Here is a 22,149-nt window from a genome sequence, read left to right as displayed (position 1 = left end):
AGTTTGCGCATTGCGGTCCAACCGGTCTGGCCAGTAGGGGTCGCGCCAGACGAAGCGGCGGCGACGGAAGGCGGGCATTCGAGCAAGAGGGGGTATGCATGAAAAGCCATGATGTCTCGCGCACGATCCGTACCGGACTGGCCGGCGCGGCTTTGGCCGTGTTGGCGGTGCCGGGGGCGGCGAGCGCGCAGGAAACCTTGAAGGTCTATGTCAGCGCCGGCTTCGACGGCAACACCTGGATGGATGCCTCGATGAACCTGCTGCGCGCGATCTCCCAGACCAGCGCGTACAAGGATCGCGTAGAACTGGAGGTTCAGTCGGCGCGTGGCGACGCCCAGGTCCAGCAGCAGCAGATCAATGCCATGGTGCAGGCGGGCGCCGACATCATTGTCGCCTGGCCGATTTCGCCCACGGCACTCAATCGATCGGTGCGCAACGCCTGCAGCCAAGGCGTCATCTTCATTACCTGGGACGCGCAGGTGACCGAACCATGCGCGTACTACGTCGGAATCAACCAGGACTGGGCCGGCGCCGGTCCGGCCGAGTGGCTGGCGCAAGAGCTTGATGGCGAAGGCGACATCATCTTCATGGGCGGGATTCCGGGCACGATGGTCGACACCCGTCGCAACGAAGCTGCCAAGGCCGTGTTCGCTGAATATCCCGGCATCGAGATTGTCGCCGACACGCCGAGCATGTGGAACAACGCGACCGCCCGGCAGAAGCTAGCGGAGATTGTCGCGGCGCGGGGCTGGGACAGCATCGACGGGCTGTGGACCCAGACCGGTTGCTACGAGTTCGCCCAGCTGCAGATCGAGGCGGGACGCGATACGTTGCTGCCATGTGCGGGCAACGGCTCGAACGGCGAGCGCGTTTCGCAGTTGCCGGAAGGCGCCACCGAGGGGGCGCTCGCCGTCCCGGGCGTCTCGATGGGCTCGCCGCCCTGGGCGGCTCCGTATGCCTTCAAACTTGCCATGGAGATGATCGACGGCGGGGAAGTGCAGAAGTACACCGAGATACCGATGCCGTTGGTCAAGAGCGAGGATACGGTGCTTTGCGAGTCCGCCGACCGGGACGAGCTCGTCGCGATGGACTGGTCCTGCAATGCTGTGCCTCTCAGCGTGGCACCGGCCAACTACTTCATCGATGTATGGAGCAAAGAGGTACCGGAGTTGGACCTGTATTCCGCTCTGAACGGCACCGTTCCCGAAGGCCAGTAGATCGAAGGGGAGGAGCCCCGGCGGGCCCGATGCGCCAGATCGGGCCCGCCGGGGATATTCTGTGCGGGGCCGTTCAAGATGAGCACGACGCCGGATGATTCCGTCGGCGCGACCGCCGTCACAATCACCGGACTGATCAAACGCTACGGGTCCACCGTCGCACTGGATGATGTGTCCTTCTCGATCCGCTCCGGGACGGTCCACGCGCTGTTGGGCGAGAACGGCGCCGGCAAGTCGACCCTGGTGAAGGTGCTGAGCGGGCTGACGCGCCCGGACGCCGGCAGCGTCGCGCTGTTCGGTCGCCCCGTCGCGATCGCGCGGCCGCGCCGTGGCGCACCAACTCGGCATTCGAACGGCGTTTCAGGAGATCTCGCTGGTTCCGGACCTGACGGTCGCGCAGAACTTCCTGCTGATGGAGGAGCCGCTGAGCCGCCTCGGGCTCGTCGTCCGGCGCAGGGCCGAGGAGATGGTCGGTGCGGCGCTCGCAGGGTTCGGGCTTGACCGTATAAGTCCCCGGACCAAGGTTGCCACGCTCGACCTTCCGCTGCGCCAGAAAATCGAGATCGCGCGCAGCGCCAGCCGCGAACCGAAGCTGCTGCTGCTCGACGAGCCCACGGCGTCACTGTCGGGACGCGATGTCGCGTGGCTCGCGGAAATCATTGCGCGTCGTCGCGAGACGGGCAGCACGACGGTGTTCATCTCGCACCGCATGCAGGAGGTGAGGGAGTTCTGCGATGTCCTGACTATCCTCCGCAACGGCAAGGCGGTCGGCACCTTCGAGGCGGACGACATCGCCGACGAGCAGGTCATCGAAACCATGATCGGCCGCTCGCTGGATGTGGTGTTCCCGGCCAAAGGCCCGCCTACCGCAGGGGCCGACCGCGCGCCGGCGCTGTCGGCGGCGGGACTTAAGGCCGGTCGGCAAATGGACGGGATCAGCCTCGACCTTCACCCGGGCCAGATTCTGGGCGTGGGGGGGCTGGAGGGCATGGGCCAGCGCGAGTTGTTTCTTGCACTGTTTGGCGCATTGCCGCTCGACGCCGGTGAAATCCGCGTGCATGGGGAGCCGGTTTCGCTGCATTCGCCGGCCGATGCAATAGGCGCGGATATTGGAATCAGCCTGGTGCCGGAGGATCGCAAGACCGAGGGGTTGTTTCTCGAGTTCGATGGTCGGCAGAATGTCAGCCTCCCGTCGCTGGGCCGGTTCGTTTCCGGTGGCCTCGTGCGGCGCCGGGACGAGTCGTCGGCCGCGCTCGACGTGTTGGAGCAGGTCCAGGTGCCGCCGCGGGCGCTCTATCTGCAGGCCAGGCAGTTCAGCGGAGGCAATCAGCAGAAGATCGTGATAGCCAAGTGGCTGCTGACCGGCAGCCGTGTCCTGCTGCTCTATGATCCCACGCGCGGTGTCGATATCGGCACCAAGGCGGAGATATACCGGATCATGCACGACTTCGCCGGCAAGGGGGGATGCATCCTCCTCTATTCCAGCGAAGTCGGCGAGCTGGTCAACCTCTGCAACGACGTTCTCGTGCTCTACCGGGGCCGTGTCGCAGAGAGGCTCAATGGAAGCGCGGTCACCGAGACGCAGATCATGCGTGCCGCCCTGGGCGGCGCCCCGGCTGAGACCGCGGCACAGGCGGCGGTCCGTGTCCACTGACCTAGCGATGATCAGCCGACCGACAGCCATGGAATGGCTGAGCGGTCGCCGCGGCACGTTGATCTCCCTGACGGTGCTTGTTGTCTCGATCCTTGCGCTGGTGGCGGTGAACCCTGCGCCCCTCGGCTATTTCGACATCAGCACCATCAGTGCGAGCGCCACCACGCTGGCCCTTGCCGCGATGGGCGAGACCATCGTGGTCCTGTCCGGCGGCCTCGACCTTTCGGCCGGCGCCGTCGTCTCTCTGGTCAATGTGGTTCTGGTCACGCAGCTTGGCGCCGCGCAGATGCATCCGGTTCTTTACGGGTTGGCGGCGACGGGGATCGGGATCGGCCTGGGCGGCGCGATCGGCGCGGTCAACGGGTTCTTCGTCGGCTACCTGCGCCTGCAGCCGATCATCGTCACGCTGGCGACGATGTTCGTGGCCCAGGGAGCCGCGCTGCTGATCCTGCAATATCCGGGCGGCGAGTTCGATTACGACTTCTCGATGGTGCTGGTCGGCGATGCCGTGCCGGGCCTTCTACCGGCCCCGATCCTGGTCCTCGCCGTCGCGCTGGTTGCCTGGCTGGTGCTGCGTGCCACCCGGCTCGGGACTGCGATCTATGCGGTGGGCAGCGACGCCTCCGCGGCTGCGACCAACAGAGTCAACGTCGCCGCCACGCGGTTCCGGACATTCACTGCTGCGGGTGCGTTCTACGGCGCCGCGGGCGTGTTCGTGACCGCCAACAGCGGCGCCGGGGATCCGCTGATCGGCGCCACGATGCTGCTGAAGGTGTTCGCTGCGGTCGTGCTCGGCGGGACCCTTATCGGCGGCGGTCGCGGCGGCGCGGTCGGCACCGTGTTCGGCGCGCTGACGCTGACGATCATCGTCAACCTGTTCCTGGTTGCCGGCATCCGCACCTACTATGTGCCGATCGTCGAGGGTCTCGTGCTGGTCCTGGCGGTACTCGGCTTCGAGGCCGGCCGCGGCCTGCCGGCGGTGGCTGCGCTTCGCCAGCTGGTGCAGAGCCGCGCGCCACGTCGCCGCTCGCGGGTCACGCCGGCGCCGTCGTCGGTGCTCACGCCCGCGCCGTTGTCCGCGGCAATGCCTTCATGGCTGCTTCGCAACGCGGCGACGCTTCGTTTCGTGCTGCCGGCGTGGCTGCTGCTGCTGATCGCGATGATCGCGACGGCGGTTATCAACGGCAGCGACTTTTCGCTCGGCAGCTACCTGGTGACGTTGCTGGTGTTCACCAGCTTCCTGGCGGTGCTGGGCGTCGGCCAGGGGGCGGTGGTCCTCGCCGGCGGCCTCGACCTCTCGATCGCCTGGGCGATCACGTTTCCCGCGATCGTGGTGACGACCTACGCGAATGGATCCGATGCGGATGCCGTCTGGGCGATGCCGCTGGCACTGGCGATCGGCGCTCTCATCGGTCTGGTCAACGGCATCCTCGTGGTCGGAGCGCGTCTGTCACCGATCATCGCCACGCTGGCGACCGCGAGCGTACTGGAGGGCATCGCCCTGGTGTTCAGCGACGGCGCCCCCACCGGGGCGGCGCCGCCGATGCTGGCCTGGTTCGTCAACGGGCGGCTCCTCGGTTTGCCGCCGGTCGTTTACTTCCTGGTCGTGTTCGTCGTCGTGGCGACGCTTCTGCTCGACCGCAGCGCCTTCGGCCGCCGGCTGCACGCGGTCGGCATGAACGCCTGGGTGGCGAAGCTGTCGGGGGTCCGCACCGGCGCCGTCATCATCACCGCCTATGTCCTGAGCGGGCTGTGCGCGGCGCTGGTCGGGCTGCTTCTGGCGGGCTTCACGGCCCAGGCCTACTACGACATGGGCAAGCCTTATCTGCTGTCGTCGATCGCCGTCGTGGTCCTGGGTGGCACCAGCATCACCGGCGGGCGAGGGCACTATCTCGGAATCTTGGGCGGCGCGCTGCTGTTCACGGCGCTGAGCAGCATGCTGGCCAGCACCGCGCTGCCCGAGGCCATGCGCAGCATCATCTACGGCCTCGTTCTGATGGGCGCCGTCATCATGCTGCGCGAGCGCGAACAATCATGACCCAGGAGGCACGAGCATGACCGCCAAGGACATTCAGGTGTGCATCAACCCGCATTTCGATGCGGTGGCGCTGTGGATCGGTTCGTTCGGTGGCGAGGACTCGCCCTGCGACATCTCGCGGGGCGTCTTCGGCGCCAAGCGCGGAGTGCCGCGGCTGCTCGATTTCTTCAAGCGCTACGGGATCACCACGACCTGGGGGGTCACCGGCCACTCGATGGAGAGCTTCCCGCGTGCGGCCGAAATGATCATCGATGCCGGCCACGAGATCGGGGTGCACGGCTACACCCACGAGAACCCGCTGGCCATGAGCCGCGAGCAGGAGGCCGACGTACTGGACCGCACGATCGAGGTCGTCGAGCGGATGAGCGGTAAGAAGCCCGTCGGCTACATGGCGCCATGGTGGGAGCTCAGCCCCAATACCGTTGAGCTGCTGCTCGACCGCGGCATGCTCTACGACAGCAGCATGATGGAGGACGACTATCATCCCTACTATCTGCGCGTGGGCGACAGCTGGACCAAGATCGACTACGCCAAGCCGGCATCCGACTGGATGAAGCCGTGGAAGGCCGGCAAGGAGATCGACCTTGTCGAACTGCCCGCAAGCTGGCACCTGGACGACGCCCCGCCGACCATGTTCGTCAAGGCCTTCCCCAACAGCCACGGCTGGATCACCGGCCAGGACCTGGAGCAGATCTGGAAGGACCAGTTCGACTGGGTCTATCGCCACCACGACTATGCGATCTTCCCGATCACGATCCATCCGGACAGCGCCGGCAAGCCGCATGTGCTGATGCTGCTCGAGCGGCTGGTCGACCACATGCTGGCGCATTCCGGCGTGCGCATGATGACCTTTGCGGACATGGTGGCGGATTTCCGCAAGCGCGCGCCCTTCGGCAGCGGCACCGAGGTCGGCGGCCCGAGCGGCCTGTGAGTGGCAGGTACTGAAGCGGGGCTGTCGTCATGTGCGGCGCATGCGGATTGTTGAGCGGCGGGCCCGAGTGGATCGAGCAGGCTGGCGGACGCAATCCGGTGGCTGAGCGCCAACGGCGGATCGCGCTGGTCAACCGGCTCCTCGCCGACAGCGGCGTCAAGCTGTCTGCACAAGGACGTGTGTATGTCGTGCGCAGCGCAACCGGCCGCTCGCTGTTCGTGCCGGACCTGACGCATGTCTGGGCCGCCGCGGACAAAATCGGCCGGGGGCGCGTCGACCCGCTCGCCGTGACCGATGGAGAGGACGATGGGGGCGATGCGCATGCGGACCGATAGCGGCCGACCAACGCCTGTCACGGTTCTGACTGGCGCGCTCGGCAGCGGGAAAACCACGCTGCTGCGCAAGCTGATCGCCTCCGATGCGGCTGAGCGGATCGCGGTCGTGATCAACGAGTTCGGCGAGGTCGGTCTCGACCATCTGCTCGTGCGCAACGTGACCGACAATGCGGTGGTCCTGCAGAACGGCTGCGTCTGCTGCACCATCCGCTCCGACCTGCGAGCGAGCTTCCGCGAGCTGATCGACGGTCGGGCTTCCGGGGCAATCGAGCCATTCGACCGAGTCGTCCTGGAGACGACGGGGTTGGCGGATCCGGCCCCCATCGTCCAGACGCTGATCGCCGATCCGATGCTCCGCAACCAAATGCGACTGGCCAACGTCGTGTGCACCGTGGACTGCCTGCACGTGCGCGGCCAGGTTCTCGACCAGCCGGAGGTACTGCGACAGCTGGCGATCGCGGACGAGCTGGTTCTGACCAAGACGGACATGGACGGCGCAATGTCCGCCGACGCCGGGCGGTCCTTTCTCGCCCGGCTGAACCCGCTGGCGGACGTCAGCGATGCCAACGCGCCGTGCTTCGATCCGCTGCGCGTGCTAACCGGCCCGCAACCCGGAGCCGACAGCGGGGATCAAGATTGGCTCGGACGCATTGCCGGCCTGCACCACGACGGGGAGCCCCGCGGGCACGGGGTTGACGCCGGATCGGCTCACGCCGGCGTCTCCAGCTTCGTGTTGCGTGCGCACAGGCGCATCGATTGGACGGTCTTCGGCGTTTGGCTCAGCGCCTTCGCGTATCGCTACGGCGACCGGATTCTGCGCATCAAGGGGCTTCTCGACGTGCCGGAGGCGCCAGGCCCGATTGTCCTCGATGTCGTGCGCAACGTGATCCATCACCCCGTGCATCTCGAGTGCTGGCCCGACAGGGACCATTCCTCCCGCATCGTCTTCATCGTCCAGGACCTGGACACCCGCCGCATCGAGCGTGCGCTGGTCCGTTTCCTGGCTGATGCGGCCGTTGCGGCTTCGGAACCGCGTTCGGTGCAGCGGGTCCTGGCCTGATCTGATAGGAGCTTGGGCGGCCTTCGCAATGCAGATGACGACGATCAAAGCGACCGGCCTCACCGACCCCGTCGAGATCGTGATCGATCGGTGGGGGGTGCCGCACATCCGCGCCCATAACATCGACGACCTGTTCTTCGCCCAAGGGTTCAACGCCGCCCGCGACCGCCTGTGGCAGATCGACCTCTGGCGCAAGCGGGGCCTGGGCTTGCTGGCGCACGACTTCGGCCCTGGCTATGCGGCGCAGGACCGTGCCTCACGCCTGTTTCTGTACCGCGGCGACATGGCCGCCGAGTGGGCGTCATATGGCGACGACGCCGAAGCGATCTGCACCGCCTTCGTGCGCGGGATCAACAGCTACATCGAACTGCTGGACGACCATCCGGACTGGCTGCCGCCCGAATTCGTCGAGCTCGGGACTCGACCGGCGCGTTGGCGACCCGAGGATGTGGTCCGCATCCGGGTCCATTCTTGGATGCGCAACGCGCTCTCGGAGGCAGCGCGTGCCAGGGTGATGGCGAAGGCGGACGCTGGCGTCGACCTTCTGCGCCAGAACCTCGACCCACCGCGCGTCCCGACGCCCGCGGAGGGCCTCGACCTGGCGAGCCTGCCGGACGACATGCTGAACGTGTTCAAGCTGGCGATGGCTCCTGTCACGTTCAGCCGCGAACGGCTGGACGCGGGCGTCGACGAGATTGAACAGTGGGCGACGGTTGCGGCCGGCGGTGCCGTGGAGCGGACTGCAGCCAGTGAAGGCTCCAACAACTGGACCGTTTCCCCGCAACGCACCGACACCGGCCGGCCGATCCTCGCCAACGATCCGCATCGCGCCCACGCCGTTCCCGCCCTGCGTTACCTGGTGCATCTGTCGTCGCCGGAATTCGACGGTATCGGTGCCGGCGAACCGGTGATCCCCGGCATCATGATGGGGCACAACGGCGAGATCGCATTCGGCCTGACGTTGTTCTTCGGCGTCGATTCCGAGGACGTCTACGTCTACGAGACCGAACCCGGCCGTCCGCGCCGCTATCGCTACGGCGACGGCTGGGAGGAGATGACGACGATCCGGGAGACGATCGCTGTCCGTGGCGCACCGGACCAGGAGGTCACGCTCACCTTCACGCGCCACGGCCCGGTGGTGAAGGCGGACGCCGCTGCGAACCGGGCCTTCGCGATCCGCTCAACCTGGTTCGAGCCCGGTTCCGCGCCCTACATGGCCAGTATCGCATCGATGCGGGCGCGCGATCACACGGCCTTCCGTCGCGAGATGCGGCGGTGGGCGGTGCCTGCGGTCAACATGGTCTTCGCCGATCGTAAGGGAGACATCTCCTGGTCGGCCGTCGGCCGGTCGCCGATCCGCCGCAACTGGGACGGACTGCTGCCGGTGCCCGGCGACGGCCGGTTCGAATGGGAGGGGTTCTTCAATGCCGACGACCTACCCAATGTCCTCAACCCCAAGGCAGGCTATTTTGCCACCGCAAACGAGATGAATGTGCCGGCCGACTGGCCGCACCACGAGAAGCAGATCGGGTTCGAGTGGTTCGACCGCTCGCGTGCCACGCGGATTGCCGAGGCTTTTGCGGCAACACCGCGGGTCAGCGTGGCTTCATCGTGCGCCTTGCAGACGGATGATTTGTCGATCCCGGCGCGGCGAATTACGGCGTTGCTGCACGGTCTGCAATCCGACGACGCAGGACTCGTCACAGCCCTTGCCCTGCTGACCAACTGGGACTGCAGCACCGGTCCGGACAGTCCGGAGGCGGCTTTGTTCGAGGTCTGGTGGACCCGGTTTCTGCGCCCGGCCGTCATTGCGCGGGCGATGCCGGACGAGGCGGTTCGCTCGCTGATGGCACCGGGCGATCCCGATGGGATCGCGTATGTGCTGGAACATCCGGGCGCATTGTTCGAGGGGGGCGCGGAAGCCCGTGACGGGTTGCTGCTGAAGACGCTCGGAGAGGCGTTGCGTGACTGCCGGGCCCTGATGGGCGAAGACACCGGAGGCTGGGCATGGGGCCGGCTGCACCACGGCTATTTCCCGCACGACTTGACTCCGCTGCGTGGATCGGTGGGCGCTGAGGTGTGGGATGTGGGTCCGTTGCCCGTCGGCGGTACCGAGTCCACACCGATGAACATGATGTACCGCGCCACCGACTTCCGCGCCGTGCTTGGCGCCACCGTGCGCATGGTCATCGATGTCGGCGGTTGGGACAACAGCCGATGGATCAATTCACCTGGCCAGTCAGGCGACCCGCGCTCACCGCACTATGCGGACCTTGCCGGGCTTTGGTCGCAGGGCGACTACGTGCCGATGCTCTACAGTCGCGCGGCGGTCGATGCGGCGGCCGAACGGGTCATCCGACTGGTTCCGCAGAACACCTGAAGGAGCGGGCGATGCGAGGCAACTTCCCATTCCCGATCGTTCGCGTCGGCGGTGATCCGCGCTCACGCGGGCTGGAGTACGGGCGCGCCGCCCAGGCCCAGGTGGCCGCCTCGGTGCGAACATATCAACGCCTCTTCACCGACTTCGTCGGCCTCGACTGGGATCAAGCGCGAAAGATGGGTGCCGGTTACGCGCCCGCGATCGAGCGCTATGCGCCCGACCTTCTCGAGGAAATGCGAGGACTGGCCGAGGGCAGTGGCTTTGCCCTGGAAGACATCCTGGCGCTGAACGCACGGTCGGAGATCGCGCTATCGGCGCGCCTGGTCGACGGCTGTACCGCCTTTGCGGCCTTCGGATCGGCCACTGCGGCCGGCGAGGTGCTCTTGTGCCAGAACTGGGATTGGCGGGCATCGCAGCGCGACGCCTTCACGGTCGTGGTGGTCGAGCGCGATGATGGCCCCTCGATCACCATGCTGACCGAGGGCGGTATCGTCGGCAAGATCGGTTTCAATTCGGCGGGGCTTGGTGTCTGCCTCAACGCCCTCGTCACCGACCAGCTGCGCGAGGACGGGGTGCCTCTGCACATCGTCCTGCGGCGGATCCTGGAATCGAAGAACCTGGGAGACGCCATCGAGGCTGTTGCGACCGGGCCGGTCGCGTCCGCTGCCAATTATCTGGTTGCGCAGGCCGGGGCCGAAGCCCTCGACATCGAGGCCATCCCCAGCGACTTCGACGTGCTGCTGCCGGATCGCGACATGCTGTGCCACACGAATCACATCTGCAGTCCGCGCCTCATCGAGGTCCGCGACCTCGGCAAGCACGTGCTGCCCGACAGCTATCCGCGTCTGGCGCGCGTGCGCCGGCTGCTGGAGGAGCGACGGGGCAGCGTCAGCGTCGAGGCGGCCATGGACGTCCTGCGCGACCGCGCCAACGGGCCGGATGCGATCAGCCGGCGCGAGGATCCGAAGGATGCCGAGGGCAAGCGCCTGCAAACGGTATTCTCGGTGATCATGAACCTCAGTGAAGGCAGCGCACACATCACGGACGGCCCGCCCGACGGATCGGACTACATCCTGCTGCCTCGCTCCTGAGCTCGAAACGGTGCGACCTGGCTGGTCGGTGTTTGCCAAGCATTCGGCGCCAGGAAAAAGGCGAAGAGCCTGCAGGGGCAGGTCCTGTCCAGGTGGTCTTTGTCGGGGCGCGGCTTGGGTCGACCAAGCATGATTGAGACTGGCCGGGGCCCCTATGCAAGACGGGAGCGCCAGGATAGCATCAGAATTGTACCGAAGCCGAGAGGTGGGGTACCGCGTCGCGGTGAGGTGCCGGCGCCAGGATTTCCAGACGCCGAAAATAGAACGAATTGGGGAGGATTCGTTATGCATGTGCCTCGCGGCGCCAATCGGCGCGAGTTCCTTATGGCTTCGGCTGGCGCGGCGGTCCTTGCCGGCATCGGCCGGCGGGTCGCGGCCCAGAGCGACGACGTGACCTTGCCGATCGTGTCGGACAAGCGTTTCGACGGCCAGACCGTTATCGTCGCTTCACAGTCCGGACCCGTGATCAGCGGACCGATCCAGAAATTCGGCCCGATCTGGGAGGAGGCGACCGGCGCGACCATCGAGCTTGTCACCTATTCCTTTGGTGAGATGTTCGAGAAGTTGCGCACCGAACTCGCTACCGGAATCTATACCAGCGATCTGTTCAACTTCCTCAGCGGCTGGGCCGGCGACTTCATGGGCGGCGGCTTCCTGGAGACGGTTCCCGAGGACGTCCAGGGCCTGATCGGGATGGACGACTACTACCCCACCTATCGCGATGCGATGAACTGGGGCGACGACATGCTGGGCATCGTCTATGACGGCAACTGCCACAACATGTTCTATCGCCGCGATCTGTTCGGGAATGCTGACCATCAGGCCCGCTTCGCCGACGAATATGGATACGAACTCGCTGTGCCGAAAAACTGGGAACAGTTCGCCGACGTCGGCAAGTTCTTCAACAGCTTCGACTGGTCGGGCACCGGCCGCTCCTATGGCATCCTCGAGCCGATGGGCCGTGGGACAGGCGGCGTCTACTTCCTGATAGGGCGTGGCATCAGCTACTCCAAGCAGGAGGGCGATCCGCACGTCTTCTTCAACCCGGAGTCGATGTCTCCGCGCCTGACCGAAGGCGGGTGGATTCAGGCTCTCGAGGATTGGCGGCGCGATTCGGAGAACGGGCCTCCGGGGCTGTCGCAGTACGGTTTTTCGGAGACCCGGCCGACGTTTGTCAGCGGACAGGCGGCGATCGTCACCGACTGGGGCGATATCAGGACCTTGTCCTATTCAACCGAATCGCAGATCCGCGGCAAGTGCGGGACCAGCCTGGTTCCCGGGGGCAGGCAGGTGTTCAGCCGGGCAGCCCAGGCATGGCAGGACGTACCGGGCGAGGCGAATTTCGCACCCTTCCTTGCCGCCACCGCGTGGCTGTTCGGCGTACCGAAGACGGCCGAGAACAAGGAGGCCGCCTGGGATCTCGCGGCCTTCTTGTGCAACCCGGTGTCGAGCCCCATCCTGGTCGCCTATCCGGATTCCGGCATCCAGCCGTCGCGGACCAGCAATATCGAGGGGGCCAGCTATCTGGTCGATGCAGGGATGGATCCGGTCGATGCCGAGGAGTATCTCGGCTCGATCGGCAAGGCGATCAGCCATCCGAACTCGGTCCTCGACCTGCGCATTCCCGGTGGCGGCGAGTACTACAACCTGCTCGACGTCGAGGCGTCGCGCTTCATGGCCGGCGAGATCAGCGCCGAGCAGGCGATGAAGAACGCGTCCGACGGCTGGGAGATGACGACCGACCGTCTCGGCCGGGATCGCCAGCGCGAACTCTACGTCGCCTCGGTCGGCGAATAGCCGCTGGCCGGCGGCCGGCGCGGTGACGAGCGCCGGCCGCCGGTGTGCGCGTTCCGTGTTGCACGGGCGCGCGGCGACCGAGAGTCCGGAACCATGTGGCGTCTGTTAGCGCGGCTGGGCGACCGGCGTGCGGCGGGGGTGTTCATAGCGCCTCCGCTGGCGCTGGTCATAGTCATGGCGATCTTCCCGCTCGTCATGTCCCTGGGCCTGTCCTTCGTCCACTGGAACCTATCGAACCCGGACGCCGGCATCGCGTTCGCGGGCGTCGACCACTGGGCGCGTCTGTTCGAGGATACGCACTTCCACGGCGTTGCGCTGAACACCGTGCTCTACGTGATCGTCGGCGTGCCGATCCAGTATGGGCTCGGCCTGCTGCTGGCCGTCGTCCTGAACGCCGAGATCAAGGCGCGGAATTTCTTCCGCGTACTGTTCCTGCTGCCGATGATGCTGAGCCCGATCGCGATCTCGTTCGTGGTCGGACGCGTCATGTTCAACGAGGCGGCAGGCCCGGTGAACGACCTGCTGATCCGTTCCGGCATCGCGCCCGTGGCGTGGCTCAGCGACAGCGTCCTCGCCTTCGTGACGGTGCTGATCGTCGACACCTGGCAGTGGACGCCGTTCATGATGCTGATCCTGCTCGCCGGTCTGCAGTCGGTGAGCGAGGAGGTGGTCGAGGCCGGCCGCATCGACACCCGATCCGACTGGCAGGCCTTCTGGCGCGTAACCTTCCCCTTGCTGCTGCCCTGGACGGTGACTGCGCTGCTCATCCGCAGCGTGGAGATGCTGAAGATCGTCGACGTCATCGTCGTGCTTACCAACGGTGGGCCCGGGATCGCGACGGAATCCCTCACCATCTACGCCTATCGCGTCGGCATCCGGAACTTCGACCTGGGCTACGCCTCGACGCTGGCGTTTACGCTGCTGATCGTCACCGTGGTCGCAGCGATGCTGTTCCTCGGCGTGTTGCGCAAGCTGGTGCTGCGGGCGGTGGAGTGATGCAATGAAGGCCAAGACCCGGCGCAACATCCTGTTCTACGTGGTGCTCGCAATCTGGAGCGCGGTGATCATCTTCCCGCTGCTCTGGATGGTCAGCACGGCATTCAAGTCGCAGTCGGCGATCTTCCCGGTGCCGAGATACATCCCGTGGATCGACTTCGAGCCGACCCTCGCCGCCTTCGAGACGGTGATCAACGACTACGGCTCCCAGGTGCTCAACGCGCTGACCAATTCCCTGATCGCGTCGTTGGTCAGCGCCGCCGCCGCGACGTTCCTCGGGGCGCTGGCGGCCTACGGCCTCGCCCGCTTCCGCGACCGCTGGGGCTTCATCAAGAACGACGACATCGCGTTCTTCTTCATCTCGCAGCGGATGATGCCGCCGGTGGTCATCGTCTTCCCGTTCCTGCTGATGTACCGCTTCGTCGGCCTGCTCGACGATCCCTATGGTCTTGCGTTGGCCTACACCTTGTTCAACCTGCCGCTTGCGGTGTGGGTGCTGCGGGACGCCTTCCGCAACGTACCGCTTGAGATCGAGGAGAGCAGCCTGGTCGACGGCTGCACCAGGATCACGGCGTTCTTCCGCATCGCTCTGCCGCTCGCCGCGCCGGGGCTGGTGGCGAGCTTCATCATCTGCCTGATCTTTGCCTGGAACGAATTTCTGTTCGCGCTGATTCTCACCTTCCGCAAGGCGCAGACCCTGCCGGTGCTGATCGCGAGCCAGGCCAACGAGGCCGGGTCCTACTGGTGGATCATGTCGACGCTGGCGATGATCGCGGTGATCCCGATCATCACCATCGGCATCATCGCTCAGCGCTGGATCGTGCGCGGCCTGTCGGCCGGCGGCATCAAGGGATAGGAGGCCGCTGCCATGGCCAGCGTGACGTTCACCCGGGTATCCAAGGCCTTCGGCGATACCACGGTCGTCAACGAGATCGACCTCGACATCGGCCACGGCGAGTTCCTGGTCCTGGTCGGCCCGTCGGGGTGCGGCAAGTCGACCACGTTGCGCATGCTGGCCGGCCTGGAGGAATTGACCGGCGGCGAGATCAGGATCGGCGAGCGCGTGGTCAACGACCTACCGCCGCGCGAACGCGACATCGCCATGGTGTTTCAGTCCTACGCGCTCTACCCGCACATGACTGTCTACGACAACATGGCATTCGCGCTGCGAAATCGCGGCGTGCCCAGGCGCGAGGTGGAGCGCCGCGTGATGGACGCGTCGCGGATCCTCGAGATCGGGGAGTTGCTTGGCCGGCGTCCACGGCATCTGTCGGGCGGCCAGCGCCAGCGGGTCGCGCTGGGCCGCGCGATCGTGCGGGAGCCGGCGGTGTTCCTGATGGACGAGCCGCTGTCCAACCTCGACGCACAGCTGCGGGTCACCATGCGCTCCGAGCTGGTCAAGCTGCACCAGCGCCTGCGCACCACATTTGTCTATGTTACTCACGATCAGGTCGAGGCGCTGAACATGGGGACGCGCATCGCCGTGATGCGGGCCGGCATCTGGGAGCAGGTCGGCGGCGCCGAGGAGCTCTATGACCGGCCGAACAACACGTTCGTTGCACGCTTCATCGGCAGCCCGGCGATGAACATGTTGACGGGCGTGATTGCCGCGACCCCTGGTGGCATCGCCTTTCTCAGCGGCGATGCCACGCTACCGCTGCCCGGCGCGCCGGCGGGCCTGGAGCCTGGACTGCCGGTCATCCTCGGCGTGCGGCCGGAGCATGTCGGCCAGATCGACGATCCCCAGTTTGAGCGGCCACATCAGGTTGAGGTCGGCATCAGCTTCGTCGAGCCTCTGGGGGGCGAGGCGATACTCGGGCTCGATCTCGCGGGTCATGAGGTGCTGGCCAAGCTGCACCATCGGCATGGCGCCCGCACCGGCGACCGCGCGACGATGGCGATCGACCTGTCGCAGCTCCACCTGTTCGACGCCGAGACCCAGCGCGCGCTGCGCTGAGTCCGGGCTGTCGGGAGCCCGGGACCGGAGGGCAAAGCCTATCCGCGCGCCGGCGCGGGCCGGAATGCCACGTCCTCCGCACGGCCGCTCTCGGCCGACCTGAGAATCGTGTCGACGATCTCGGCCACCTTGTATCCGTCCTCGAATGTGGCGCCGATCGGCCCGATCGGCTGGTCCTGGTCCATGGCCGCAAGCATATGATGCGCCTGGTGGCAGAACGCGTCGCGCCAACCCACCGCGAAGGCGCCCTGGATGCCGACCGGAAGCCAGAAGTCGCTGTAGGGATGCTCCGGCAGTACGGCCTTGATCAGCCGGGATCCCTTGCGCGGCTCGGTGAGCGTCAGCTCGCTGACCCGTTCCATGTCCCAACGCAGCGTGCCCTTGGTGCCGTCGGCCTCGATCCGCCCGGTCAGCGCATGCCCCTCGGTGACCCGCGAGCACTCGAAATTCGCAGTCGCGCCATTGTCGAGGTCGGCGCCGGCCATGAACCAGTCGTCGTTGACGTCGGTGACCGCGCCCTTGCTGTCCTTGCTCCAGCTCTTGGACATCGCGAACACGCGTCGCACCTCGGTGTCGAGCAGGAACCTCGCCTGGTCGATGTGATGCGAGCCGAGGTCGCCGGTGGCGCCGCCACCGGCCGCACCCAGGCTGTAGCGCCACGACAGGTGCCCGTCCGGGTGCTGCATGTCGAGCAGGAAGTTTGAGCGGAAGTGGCGGATTCGGCCCAATTCGCCGGCGGCCACCATGTCGCGGAACAGGCGTAAGGCTGGCACGAAGCGGTGGACGTATGCGCACATGTGCCTGACACCGGCCTTCTCGACCCCTTCCCATATGGCGTAGGCCTCGCCGGCGGTTCGGCCCAGGGGCTTCTCCGAGAACACGGCCTTGCCGTTGCGCGCGGCCGCGATGGTCGGCTCGGCATGCGCGTCGTTTGGCCCGGAGTTGATGAACAGGTCGACCTTCGGATCTGCGACGATCGTGTGCCAGTCCGGGGCCACGCTCTCCCACCGGTAGCGCTGACGCACCTCCTCGGCCAGGGCATGGTCGTTGTCGACCAACGCGACGAGCTTTGCATCGACCGATGGCGAAATGCGCGCGATATGGACCGTGGAGAACGCGAGCGAATGGCATCTGCCCGATGAAGCCCGCGCCCAGCATCCCGATTCCAACTGCCATGAACTGTCCTCCCCTTTGCTCCATCCAGATTATCTATGGAGCGACGGGAAGGAATGTGCCGCTGCTGCGCTGGGTGAATCTGGCATTTGCCGCGCATTGCTGCCGGAAGGTCAAATCGCGACCACGGGCAGAACCAGCTCATGGTGGTCGCTGGCTCCCACATTGAGGTTCGCCGATCGGCCCGAAGCCCGAGGAGTGCGAAGAGCTAACAGTGCCGATTGCGCCCCTCACAACCAAAAACATAACGGCCTAGCCCAACCGCAGACTAAGCCGCTGATTCCGGAACCCCGCCGCAACCCCGCCGCACGCCCGGGCCTAACCGGCCGCGGCGACCGCGTCGACCGCCTCCGCGCTCGCCGCGACGATCCGGTCCGCATCCCAGGGGTCGTCGGGAGGGGGCAGCGGGTCCTCGGCACCGGCTGGGACACCTCGCCTTTCGCCTCGGGTGTCCGCGTGGCCGCTTCGGCGTCCGTGCGGGTGGACCGGGGTGGGCCGGCGTCGCAGCGGCGGAGCCGGTGGGCGCCGTCCCACCGGTCAGGGCGTGGGCAGGCAGCCGCGCAGCACGACCGCGGCGATCGCCTCCGCGGCCGCGTCGAAGTCCGCGCGGCGCAGACGCGGGACGTCCAGCGCGTCGGCGGCCAGTTTCTCGAAGTCGCCATAGAACTGGGTCGCCGACCAAAGGAGAATGAAGAAGTGGCGGGGGTCGATCGGTGCCAGTCGGCCCTCGGCGACCCAGCGCTCGACGATCGCGGCCCGGTCGGCCGTGACGGCGCGCATGTGCCGGCGCTGCCGGCGGGTGACGAACTCGCCGCCGCGCAGCATTTCGTTGGCGAAGAAGCGGGACTCCGCCGCATGCCGGCGCGAGTAGTCGAGCTTGGCCCGGACATAGGCGCGGATCGCCGCCTCAGGCTCGCGTCCGGCGTCGATCTCTTCGAGCGCGCGGTCCCAGCCGGCCAGCACGCTCTCGATCAGCGAAGCGTAGATGTCCTGCTTGGTGGGGAAATAGTAATAGACATTGGCCTTCGGCAGTTCGCAGGCCGACGCGATCTCGGCAATGCGCGCGCCGTCGAAGCCCTTGCGGCCGAAGACATCGACCGCCGCGCGCAGAATGCGCGCGATGTTGCGCGCGCGGATCCTCTCCTCGGGCGGTTTGCCCCTGCGTCGGGCCGAAACGGTCATCCAGCGCTCCAGTGCTCGGTGGCCGGCGGTGCGCGCCACGCGACGTCCTGGGCTCTATAGCATCGTCGTCGGCTTGCGCGAAATCTGACGTTTCGGTCAGGAACAGCGATTGGAATAGTTGACACTGCGGTCAGGATTTGACCTCATTCCCGCATCGGGGCCGAGGGGGAAGGCGGCGCATGCCGATGCGGCTCGAACAGGCGATGCGGGAAATCCTGGCCGGATGGTCTGCGGACCTGGAGCCGGCCTGGACCGCCGTCCTAGCCGACGTGGACCTCGACTTCGATGCGATCGGCCGGGATCTGGAACTGGAGCCGTGGGAGCCGGTGTTCCCTGCGCGGCGCGGCAAGCGCTTCCCCGGCGCGCCCGCCGGCGCCCACATGCTGCGCGCATTCGACGGCATCGCGCCGGACGCCGTCCGCTGCGTCGTGCTGGGCCAGGACCCCTATCCAGAGCCGGGCTTCGCCACCGGCCGCGCGTTCGAGGCCGGCAATGTCGCGGCGTGGCGCGAGCTCGACAAGATGTTCTCGAAGAGCGTCCGCGCGTTCCTGCAGCTCGTCGTGGCCGCACGCAGCGGCGACAGCCGGTATGCGGACTCGTTCGCGGCTTGGCACACGACGCTGACGGCGGTCGAAAGCGGCCTGGTCGAGCTGGAGCCGCCGGATGCGCTGGCGCAGCGCTGGGTCGGCCAGGGCGTGCTGCTGCTCAACACCTCGCTGACGCTGTCGCGCTTCGCTGTCGCGGTCGATCCGCACCAGGCCCGCGGGCATCTGCCGTTGTGGCGCCCCCTGATGCAGCGTGTCATCGCCTATCTGCGCGACCGCGGCACGCCGGTGGTGTTCCTCGGCTTCGGCGACGCGGCCGCGGCGACGCTGCGGGCCGCCGGGCTCGGCGAGGATGCCGCCGCGCCATGCGCATGCGTCCTGCGCGCGCATCCGGCCTTCGCCGAGCAGGTGCTGGGCCGGGACAATCCGTTCGAGATCTGCAACCGTCGCCTGGAGGCGATGGGTGCGGCGCCGATCGCATGGTGACGCCGTGACCGCCGAGCCCGACAGCGCGGCCACCGAGGGCTACGACTATGTCGTCGTCGGCGCCGGTTCGGCCGGCTGCGTGGTCGCCAACCGGCTGTCGGCCGATCCCGGCACCCGCGTGTTGCTGCTGGAGGCGGGCGGCCGGGACCGCAACCCGCTGTTCCGGCTGCCGATGCTGATGGGCAAGCTGTTCCAGAGCGGGATCTACAACTGGCACAACCATACCGAGCCGGAACCGCATCTGAACGGCCGCTCGCTGTACTGGCCGCGCGGCAAGGTGCTCGGCGGCTGCTCGACGATCAACGGCATGCTCTACGTGCGCGGCAACCGCCACGACTACGACCGATGGGCGCAACTCGGTCTGGCGGGCTGGTCCTACGATGCGGTGCTGCCTGCCTTCCGCCGCTCGGAGGGGCACGTCCAGCGCGACGGCGCCTATCACGGCCGCGACGGCGAGCTCACCGTGTGCCGCGCGCGCAGCCGCAACCCGCTGCACGACGCGTTCGTCGCGGCCGGCGCCGAGGCCGGTCATCCGGTCAACGACGATTTCAACGGCGAGGAGCAGGAGGGCTTCGGCCGCTACGACTTCACCATCCGCGACGGCAAGCGCTGGTCGACGTCGCACGCCTTCCTGCGTCCGATCCGCGACCGGCGCAACCTGACCGTCCGCACAGACGCCCTCAGCGAGCGGATCCTGGTCGAGAACGGGCGCGCGGTCGGCGTCGCCTACCGGCATGGCGGCAGCCGCCGCATCGCCCGGGCGGAGGGCGAGGTGGTGCTGTGCGCCGGCACGGTGAAGTCGCCGCAACTGCTGATGCTGTCGGGCATCGGCGCGCCCGATGCGTTGCGCGCGCACGGCATCGACACGGTCCACGAACTGCCCGGGGTCGGCCGCAACCTGCAGGACCACGTCGACTGCGTCATGGTGTGGGAATGCACCGCGCCGGTGACGCTCTATCGCGATCTGCGGGCGGACCGGTTGGCCTGGTCCCTGGTGCAGGGCATGCTGTTCGGCACCGGCGTCGCCACGACCTTCCCCTACGAGTCGGGCGCCTTCATCCGCACGCGGCCGGAGCTGGTCGCGCCCGACGTGCAGCTGCACTTCATGCCGGCGCTGGAGAAGACCGCCAACCTGCACTTCCCGAAGCTGTTCCGCCGCAAACCGCCGACCGAGGCCAACCACGGCTTCACGATCCGGGTCGGGCCGGTCAACCCTGACAGCCGCGGCACGATCACGTTGAAGTCGGCCGACCCGGCGGACGATCCCCTGATCCGCGCCAACTACCTGGATGCCGAATCCGACCGGCGCACGATGATCGCCGGCGTCAGACGTACGCGCGAGGTCGTCGCGCAGCGGGCTCTCGACGCCTATCGCGGTCGCGAGTTGGCGCCCGGCCCCGAGGTCGACAGCGATGCGGAAATCGTGGCCTGGCTGCAGGCGACGGCGATGACGACCTTCCACCCCGTCGGCACCTGCAAGATGGGCATCGACCCGCAGGCGGTGGTCGACGCACGGCTGCGTGTACACGGGCTCGACGGCCTGCGCATCGCCGACGCGTCGATCATGCCGATCATCTGCAGCGGCAACACCAACGCCGCGGCGATCATGATCGGCGAGCAGGCCGCCGCATTCATAACCGGCACGGAGGACGCGGCATGATCGTCGAGCACCGGATGTACAGCTTCCGCCCTGGCGCGGTGGACGGCTGGCTGAAGAAGTACGAAGCGGAGGGGCTGCCGGTGCAGAAGCGGCACCTCAACCGCTATCTCGGCACCTGGGTGTCGGAGATCGGCAAGCTGCATACGGTCGTGCTAATGTGGGGCTACGACAGCCTGGCCGACCGCGAGGCGCGGCGGGCCGCGATGTATGCCGACCCCGAATGGCAGCGCTTCATCGCCGGCATCTGGACGCTCGATGCGATCCAGAGCCAGGATGTGATGATCACCAGATCCTGCGCCGTTCTCGCCCGATGCCTGAGCCGATGACGCGCGGGGCCAGACACGATGCGTCATCGCCCGCCGCCAAAGGCGGCGCGGCGATCCGGCCGGTGGTGCCGGAGAGCCGAGTGCGCATGGTTCGTCGCGGCGCGGCGCCTGTCGTCGGGCTGTCGGTGGGTCGTACCCGTGGGCTCGGCGCACCGACGGCGAAGGCGACTGGACCGGAACTGAGCGAGACCTCGCAACCGCTGCCGGCCGGTGACCGGCATTTGACGAAGGGAGCTATGCAATGACACAGACGACACGTCGACCGGCGCCCCATGCCGGTATCGGCCGCAGGAGGCTCTTGCAGGGCGCGCTCGGCGCCGGCGCACTCGGTGCGGCGGGCGGGATGGTGTCGCGACGGGCGAACGCGCAGACAGGGCTGGTCGCCCTGGTCCACACCCAGGCCGCCGGCGACAGCGGTCCGGTCGATTCCGCATGATCGCCAGGCTGGAGCAACTGGCGTCGGAACAGGGCTTCGAGTATCGCGCAATCTATGCCGTCGATCCGGCGACGTACGAGACGGTGTTCCGCACCCTCGGCGACGCAGGGGCATCGATCATCGTCTCGACCTTCAACGAGGTCGCCGAGCCGTTCAAGGCGCTGGCTCCGGTCTATCCGAACACCCGGTGGATCCAGTTGTTCGGCGACCCGATGGAGCCGCCGATCCCGAATGTCGTCACGGTCTCCTACGACTATTATCTCGGCTGCTATCTGTCCGGCATATTCGCGGCGCGGATGAGCAAGACCGGCAAGATCGGCTACATCGGCGGCATCTCGATCCCGCCGCTGAACGCCGACTTCAACGCGCTGAAGGCCGGCGCGCAGTCCGTCAATCCGGACGCGACCGTGACCGCCGCCTTTGCCGGATCGTTCCAGGACCCGGCCAAGGGCCAGGAGATCGCGACGCAGATGTTCAGCGACGGGATCGACTATATCCAGACCGATTCCGCGGCGACCGACGGCGGCATCATCGCCGCGGCCAACGAAGGCGAGGGGCGCATGGTCTCCGCGCTCGACCCGGCGCAATATCCGCTCGGCCCGTCTTCGGTGATCAGCATTGTCGGTCTCGACTTCGGCGCCTCGCTGTACAACGAGGTCAGCAGTGCGCTGTCCGACGACTGGACCGGAGGCCATGTGCCGACGGGCCTCGGCACCGGCGTGATCGACTTCATCCTGTCGCCCGTCTACCAGGAAAACGGCCCGGCCGACCTGGTGGCGCGGACACAGGAGGTCTGGCCGGAGATCGAGGCGGCGAAGGCCGGCATCCTCGACGGTTCGATCGCCGTGCCATTCAACACGGAGCTCTGACCACGTCTGCGGCCGG

Annotated in this window: 19 protein-coding genes and 1 pseudogene; 18 read left to right on the top strand and 2 right to left on the bottom strand. The window is 67.1% G+C overall.

What is annotated here, in order from left to right; genetic code table 11:
• Positions 1-98 precede the first annotated feature (98 nt).
• The 13 genes and pseudogenes from R3F55_01415 to ugpC all read left to right on the top strand — a co-directional run bounded on the left by R3F55_01415 (position 99) and on the right by ugpC (position 15,456).
• Positions 99-1,217 (top strand): substrate-binding domain-containing protein, encoded by a 1,119-nt coding sequence (locus R3F55_01415; protein MEZ5666099.1) that lies wholly within the window; start codon positions 99-101, stop codon positions 1,215-1,217.
• Positions 1,218-1,295: 78 nt separating this feature from the next.
• Positions 1,296-1,472, top strand: a pseudogene (locus R3F55_01410) (ATP-binding cassette domain-containing protein).
• 73 nt (positions 1,473-1,545) lie between these two features.
• Positions 1,546-2,871, top strand: coding sequence for a sugar ABC transporter ATP-binding protein (locus R3F55_01405; protein MEZ5666098.1), 1,326 nt, complete (start codon positions 1,546-1,548; stop codon positions 2,869-2,871).
• 28 nt (positions 2,872-2,899) lie between these two features.
• A complete protein-coding gene (locus R3F55_01400; GenBank protein MEZ5666097.1) occupies positions 2,900-4,909 on the top strand; it encodes an ABC transporter permease in 2,010 nt (669 codons plus the stop codon).
• 16 nt (positions 4,910-4,925) lie between these two features.
• The gene (locus R3F55_01395) at positions 4,926-5,840 is read left to right on the top strand and encodes a polysaccharide deacetylase (protein ID MEZ5666096.1); all 915 of its coding nucleotides are present in this window, start codon (positions 4,926-4,928) and stop codon (positions 5,838-5,840) included.
• Between the two features lie 50 nt (positions 5,841-5,890).
• Positions 5,891-6,175 carry a hypothetical protein gene (locus R3F55_01390; protein ID MEZ5666095.1) on the top strand — a complete coding sequence of 95 codons (285 nt, stop codon included), beginning with the start codon at positions 5,891-5,893 and terminating at the stop codon, positions 6,173-6,175.
• Positions 6,147-7,235: a GTP-binding protein gene (locus tag R3F55_01385; GenBank protein ID MEZ5666094.1), complete on the top strand. Its 1,089-nt coding sequence runs from the start codon at positions 6,147-6,149 to the stop codon at positions 7,233-7,235. The genes R3F55_01390 and R3F55_01385 overlap by 29 nt, the downstream gene beginning before the upstream one ends.
• Positions 7,236-7,269: 34 nt before the next feature.
• A complete protein-coding gene (locus R3F55_01380) occupies positions 7,270-9,615 on the top strand; it encodes a penicillin acylase family protein (GenBank protein ID MEZ5666093.1) in 2,346 nt (781 codons plus the stop codon).
• An 11-nt stretch (positions 9,616-9,626) separates the two neighbouring features.
• Positions 9,627-10,706 (top strand): C45 family peptidase, encoded by a 1,080-nt coding sequence (locus R3F55_01375; GenBank protein ID MEZ5666092.1) that lies wholly within the window; start codon positions 9,627-9,629, stop codon positions 10,704-10,706.
• A gap of 324 nt (positions 10,707-11,030) precedes the next feature.
• Positions 11,031-12,503 carry an extracellular solute-binding protein gene (locus R3F55_01370; protein ID MEZ5666091.1) on the top strand — a complete coding sequence of 491 codons (1,473 nt, stop codon included), beginning with the start codon at positions 11,031-11,033 and terminating at the stop codon, positions 12,501-12,503.
• Between the two features lie 93 nt (positions 12,504-12,596).
• The gene (locus tag R3F55_01365; protein MEZ5666090.1) at positions 12,597-13,499 is read left to right on the top strand and encodes a sugar ABC transporter permease; all 903 of its coding nucleotides are present in this window, start codon (positions 12,597-12,599) and stop codon (positions 13,497-13,499) included.
• A gap of 4 nt (positions 13,500-13,503) precedes the next feature.
• Positions 13,504-14,355, top strand: coding sequence for a carbohydrate ABC transporter permease (locus tag R3F55_01360; GenBank protein ID MEZ5666089.1), 852 nt, complete (start codon positions 13,504-13,506; stop codon positions 14,353-14,355).
• A gap of 12 nt (positions 14,356-14,367) precedes the next feature.
• On the top strand, positions 14,368-15,456 hold the full coding sequence (gene ugpC, locus R3F55_01355) for a sn-glycerol-3-phosphate ABC transporter ATP-binding protein UgpC (protein ID MEZ5666088.1): 1,089 nt from the start codon (positions 14,368-14,370) through the stop codon (positions 15,454-15,456).
• A gap of 38 nt (positions 15,457-15,494) precedes the next feature.
• On the opposite strand, the gene R3F55_01350 is transcribed toward ugpC, so the two are convergent.
• Positions 15,495-16,625 (bottom strand): Gfo/Idh/MocA family oxidoreductase, encoded by a 1,131-nt coding sequence (locus R3F55_01350; GenBank protein ID MEZ5666087.1) that lies wholly within the window; start codon positions 16,623-16,625, stop codon positions 15,495-15,497.
• A gap of 541 nt (positions 16,626-17,166) precedes the next feature.
• Positions 17,167-17,850 carry a TetR family transcriptional regulator C-terminal domain-containing protein gene (locus tag R3F55_01345; protein ID MEZ5666086.1) on the bottom strand — a complete coding sequence of 228 codons (684 nt, stop codon included), beginning with the start codon at positions 17,848-17,850 and terminating at the stop codon, positions 17,167-17,169.
• Between the two features lie 164 nt (positions 17,851-18,014).
• Here R3F55_01345 and R3F55_01340 point away from each other — a divergent pair, with 164 nt between their 5' ends.
• The 5 genes from R3F55_01340 to R3F55_01320 all read left to right on the top strand — a co-directional run bounded on the left by R3F55_01340 (position 18,015) and on the right by R3F55_01320 (position 22,133).
• Positions 18,015-18,842: a uracil-DNA glycosylase gene (locus tag R3F55_01340; GenBank protein MEZ5666085.1), complete on the top strand. Its 828-nt coding sequence runs from the start codon at positions 18,015-18,017 to the stop codon at positions 18,840-18,842.
• Between the two features lie 4 nt (positions 18,843-18,846).
• Positions 18,847-20,502 (top strand): choline dehydrogenase, encoded by a 1,656-nt coding sequence (locus R3F55_01335; GenBank protein MEZ5666084.1) that lies wholly within the window; start codon positions 18,847-18,849, stop codon positions 20,500-20,502.
• The gene (locus tag R3F55_01330; protein ID MEZ5666083.1) at positions 20,499-20,828 is read left to right on the top strand and encodes an NIPSNAP family protein; all 330 of its coding nucleotides are present in this window, start codon (positions 20,499-20,501) and stop codon (positions 20,826-20,828) included. The genes R3F55_01335 and R3F55_01330 overlap by 4 nt, the downstream gene beginning before the upstream one ends.
• Positions 20,829-21,069: 241 nt before the next feature.
• Positions 21,070-21,264 (top strand): hypothetical protein, encoded by a 195-nt coding sequence (locus tag R3F55_01325; GenBank protein ID MEZ5666082.1) that lies wholly within the window; start codon positions 21,070-21,072, stop codon positions 21,262-21,264.
• Positions 21,261-22,133 (top strand): BMP family ABC transporter substrate-binding protein, encoded by an 873-nt coding sequence (locus R3F55_01320; GenBank protein MEZ5666081.1) that lies wholly within the window; start codon positions 21,261-21,263, stop codon positions 22,131-22,133. The genes R3F55_01325 and R3F55_01320 overlap by 4 nt, the downstream gene beginning before the upstream one ends.
• Positions 22,134-22,149: the final 16 nt, after the last annotated feature.

This window comes from Alphaproteobacteria bacterium (genome assembly GCA_041396705.1).
Lineage (GTDB): Bacteria > Pseudomonadota > Alphaproteobacteria > CALKHQ01 > CALKHQ01 > CALKHQ01.
Note: the sequence above shows the minus strand (reverse complement) of the source record. Positions and strands in the feature narration are given on the sequence as shown.

What these genes read in the sequence shown, in the direction of transcription:
- R3F55_01380 (MEZ5666093.1), top strand. Translation starts at nt 7,270, where the DNA reads ATGACGACGATCAAAGCGACCGGCCTCACCGACCCCGTCGAGATCGTG.
- R3F55_01415 (MEZ5666099.1), top strand. Translation starts at nt 99, where the DNA reads ATGAAAAGCCATGATGTCTCGCGCACGATCCGTACCGGACTGGCCGGC.
- R3F55_01365 (MEZ5666090.1), top strand. Translation starts at nt 12,597, where the DNA reads ATGTGGCGTCTGTTAGCGCGGCTGGGCGACCGGCGTGCGGCGGGGGTG.
- R3F55_01360 (MEZ5666089.1), top strand. Translation starts at nt 13,504, where the DNA reads ATGAAGGCCAAGACCCGGCGCAACATCCTGTTCTACGTGGTGCTCGCA.
- R3F55_01325 (MEZ5666082.1), top strand. Translation starts at nt 21,070, where the DNA reads ATGACACAGACGACACGTCGACCGGCGCCCCATGCCGGTATCGGCCGC.
- ugpC (MEZ5666088.1), top strand. Translation starts at nt 14,368, where the DNA reads ATGGCCAGCGTGACGTTCACCCGGGTATCCAAGGCCTTCGGCGATACC.
- R3F55_01330 (MEZ5666083.1), top strand. Translation starts at nt 20,499, where the DNA reads ATGATCGTCGAGCACCGGATGTACAGCTTCCGCCCTGGCGCGGTGGAC.
- R3F55_01400 (MEZ5666097.1), top strand. Translation starts at nt 2,900, where the DNA reads ATGGAATGGCTGAGCGGTCGCCGCGGCACGTTGATCTCCCTGACGGTG.
- R3F55_01340 (MEZ5666085.1), top strand. Translation starts at nt 18,015, where the DNA reads ATGCGGGAAATCCTGGCCGGATGGTCTGCGGACCTGGAGCCGGCCTGG.
- R3F55_01370 (MEZ5666091.1), top strand. Translation starts at nt 11,031, where the DNA reads ATGGCTTCGGCTGGCGCGGCGGTCCTTGCCGGCATCGGCCGGCGGGTC.
- R3F55_01395 (MEZ5666096.1), top strand. Translation starts at nt 4,926, where the DNA reads ATGACCGCCAAGGACATTCAGGTGTGCATCAACCCGCATTTCGATGCG.
- R3F55_01385 (MEZ5666094.1), top strand. Translation starts at nt 6,147, where the DNA reads ATGGGGGCGATGCGCATGCGGACCGATAGCGGCCGACCAACGCCTGTC.
- R3F55_01320 (MEZ5666081.1), top strand. Translation starts at nt 21,261, where the DNA reads ATGATCGCCAGGCTGGAGCAACTGGCGTCGGAACAGGGCTTCGAGTAT.
- R3F55_01375 (MEZ5666092.1), top strand. Translation starts at nt 9,627, where the DNA reads ATGCGAGGCAACTTCCCATTCCCGATCGTTCGCGTCGGCGGTGATCCG.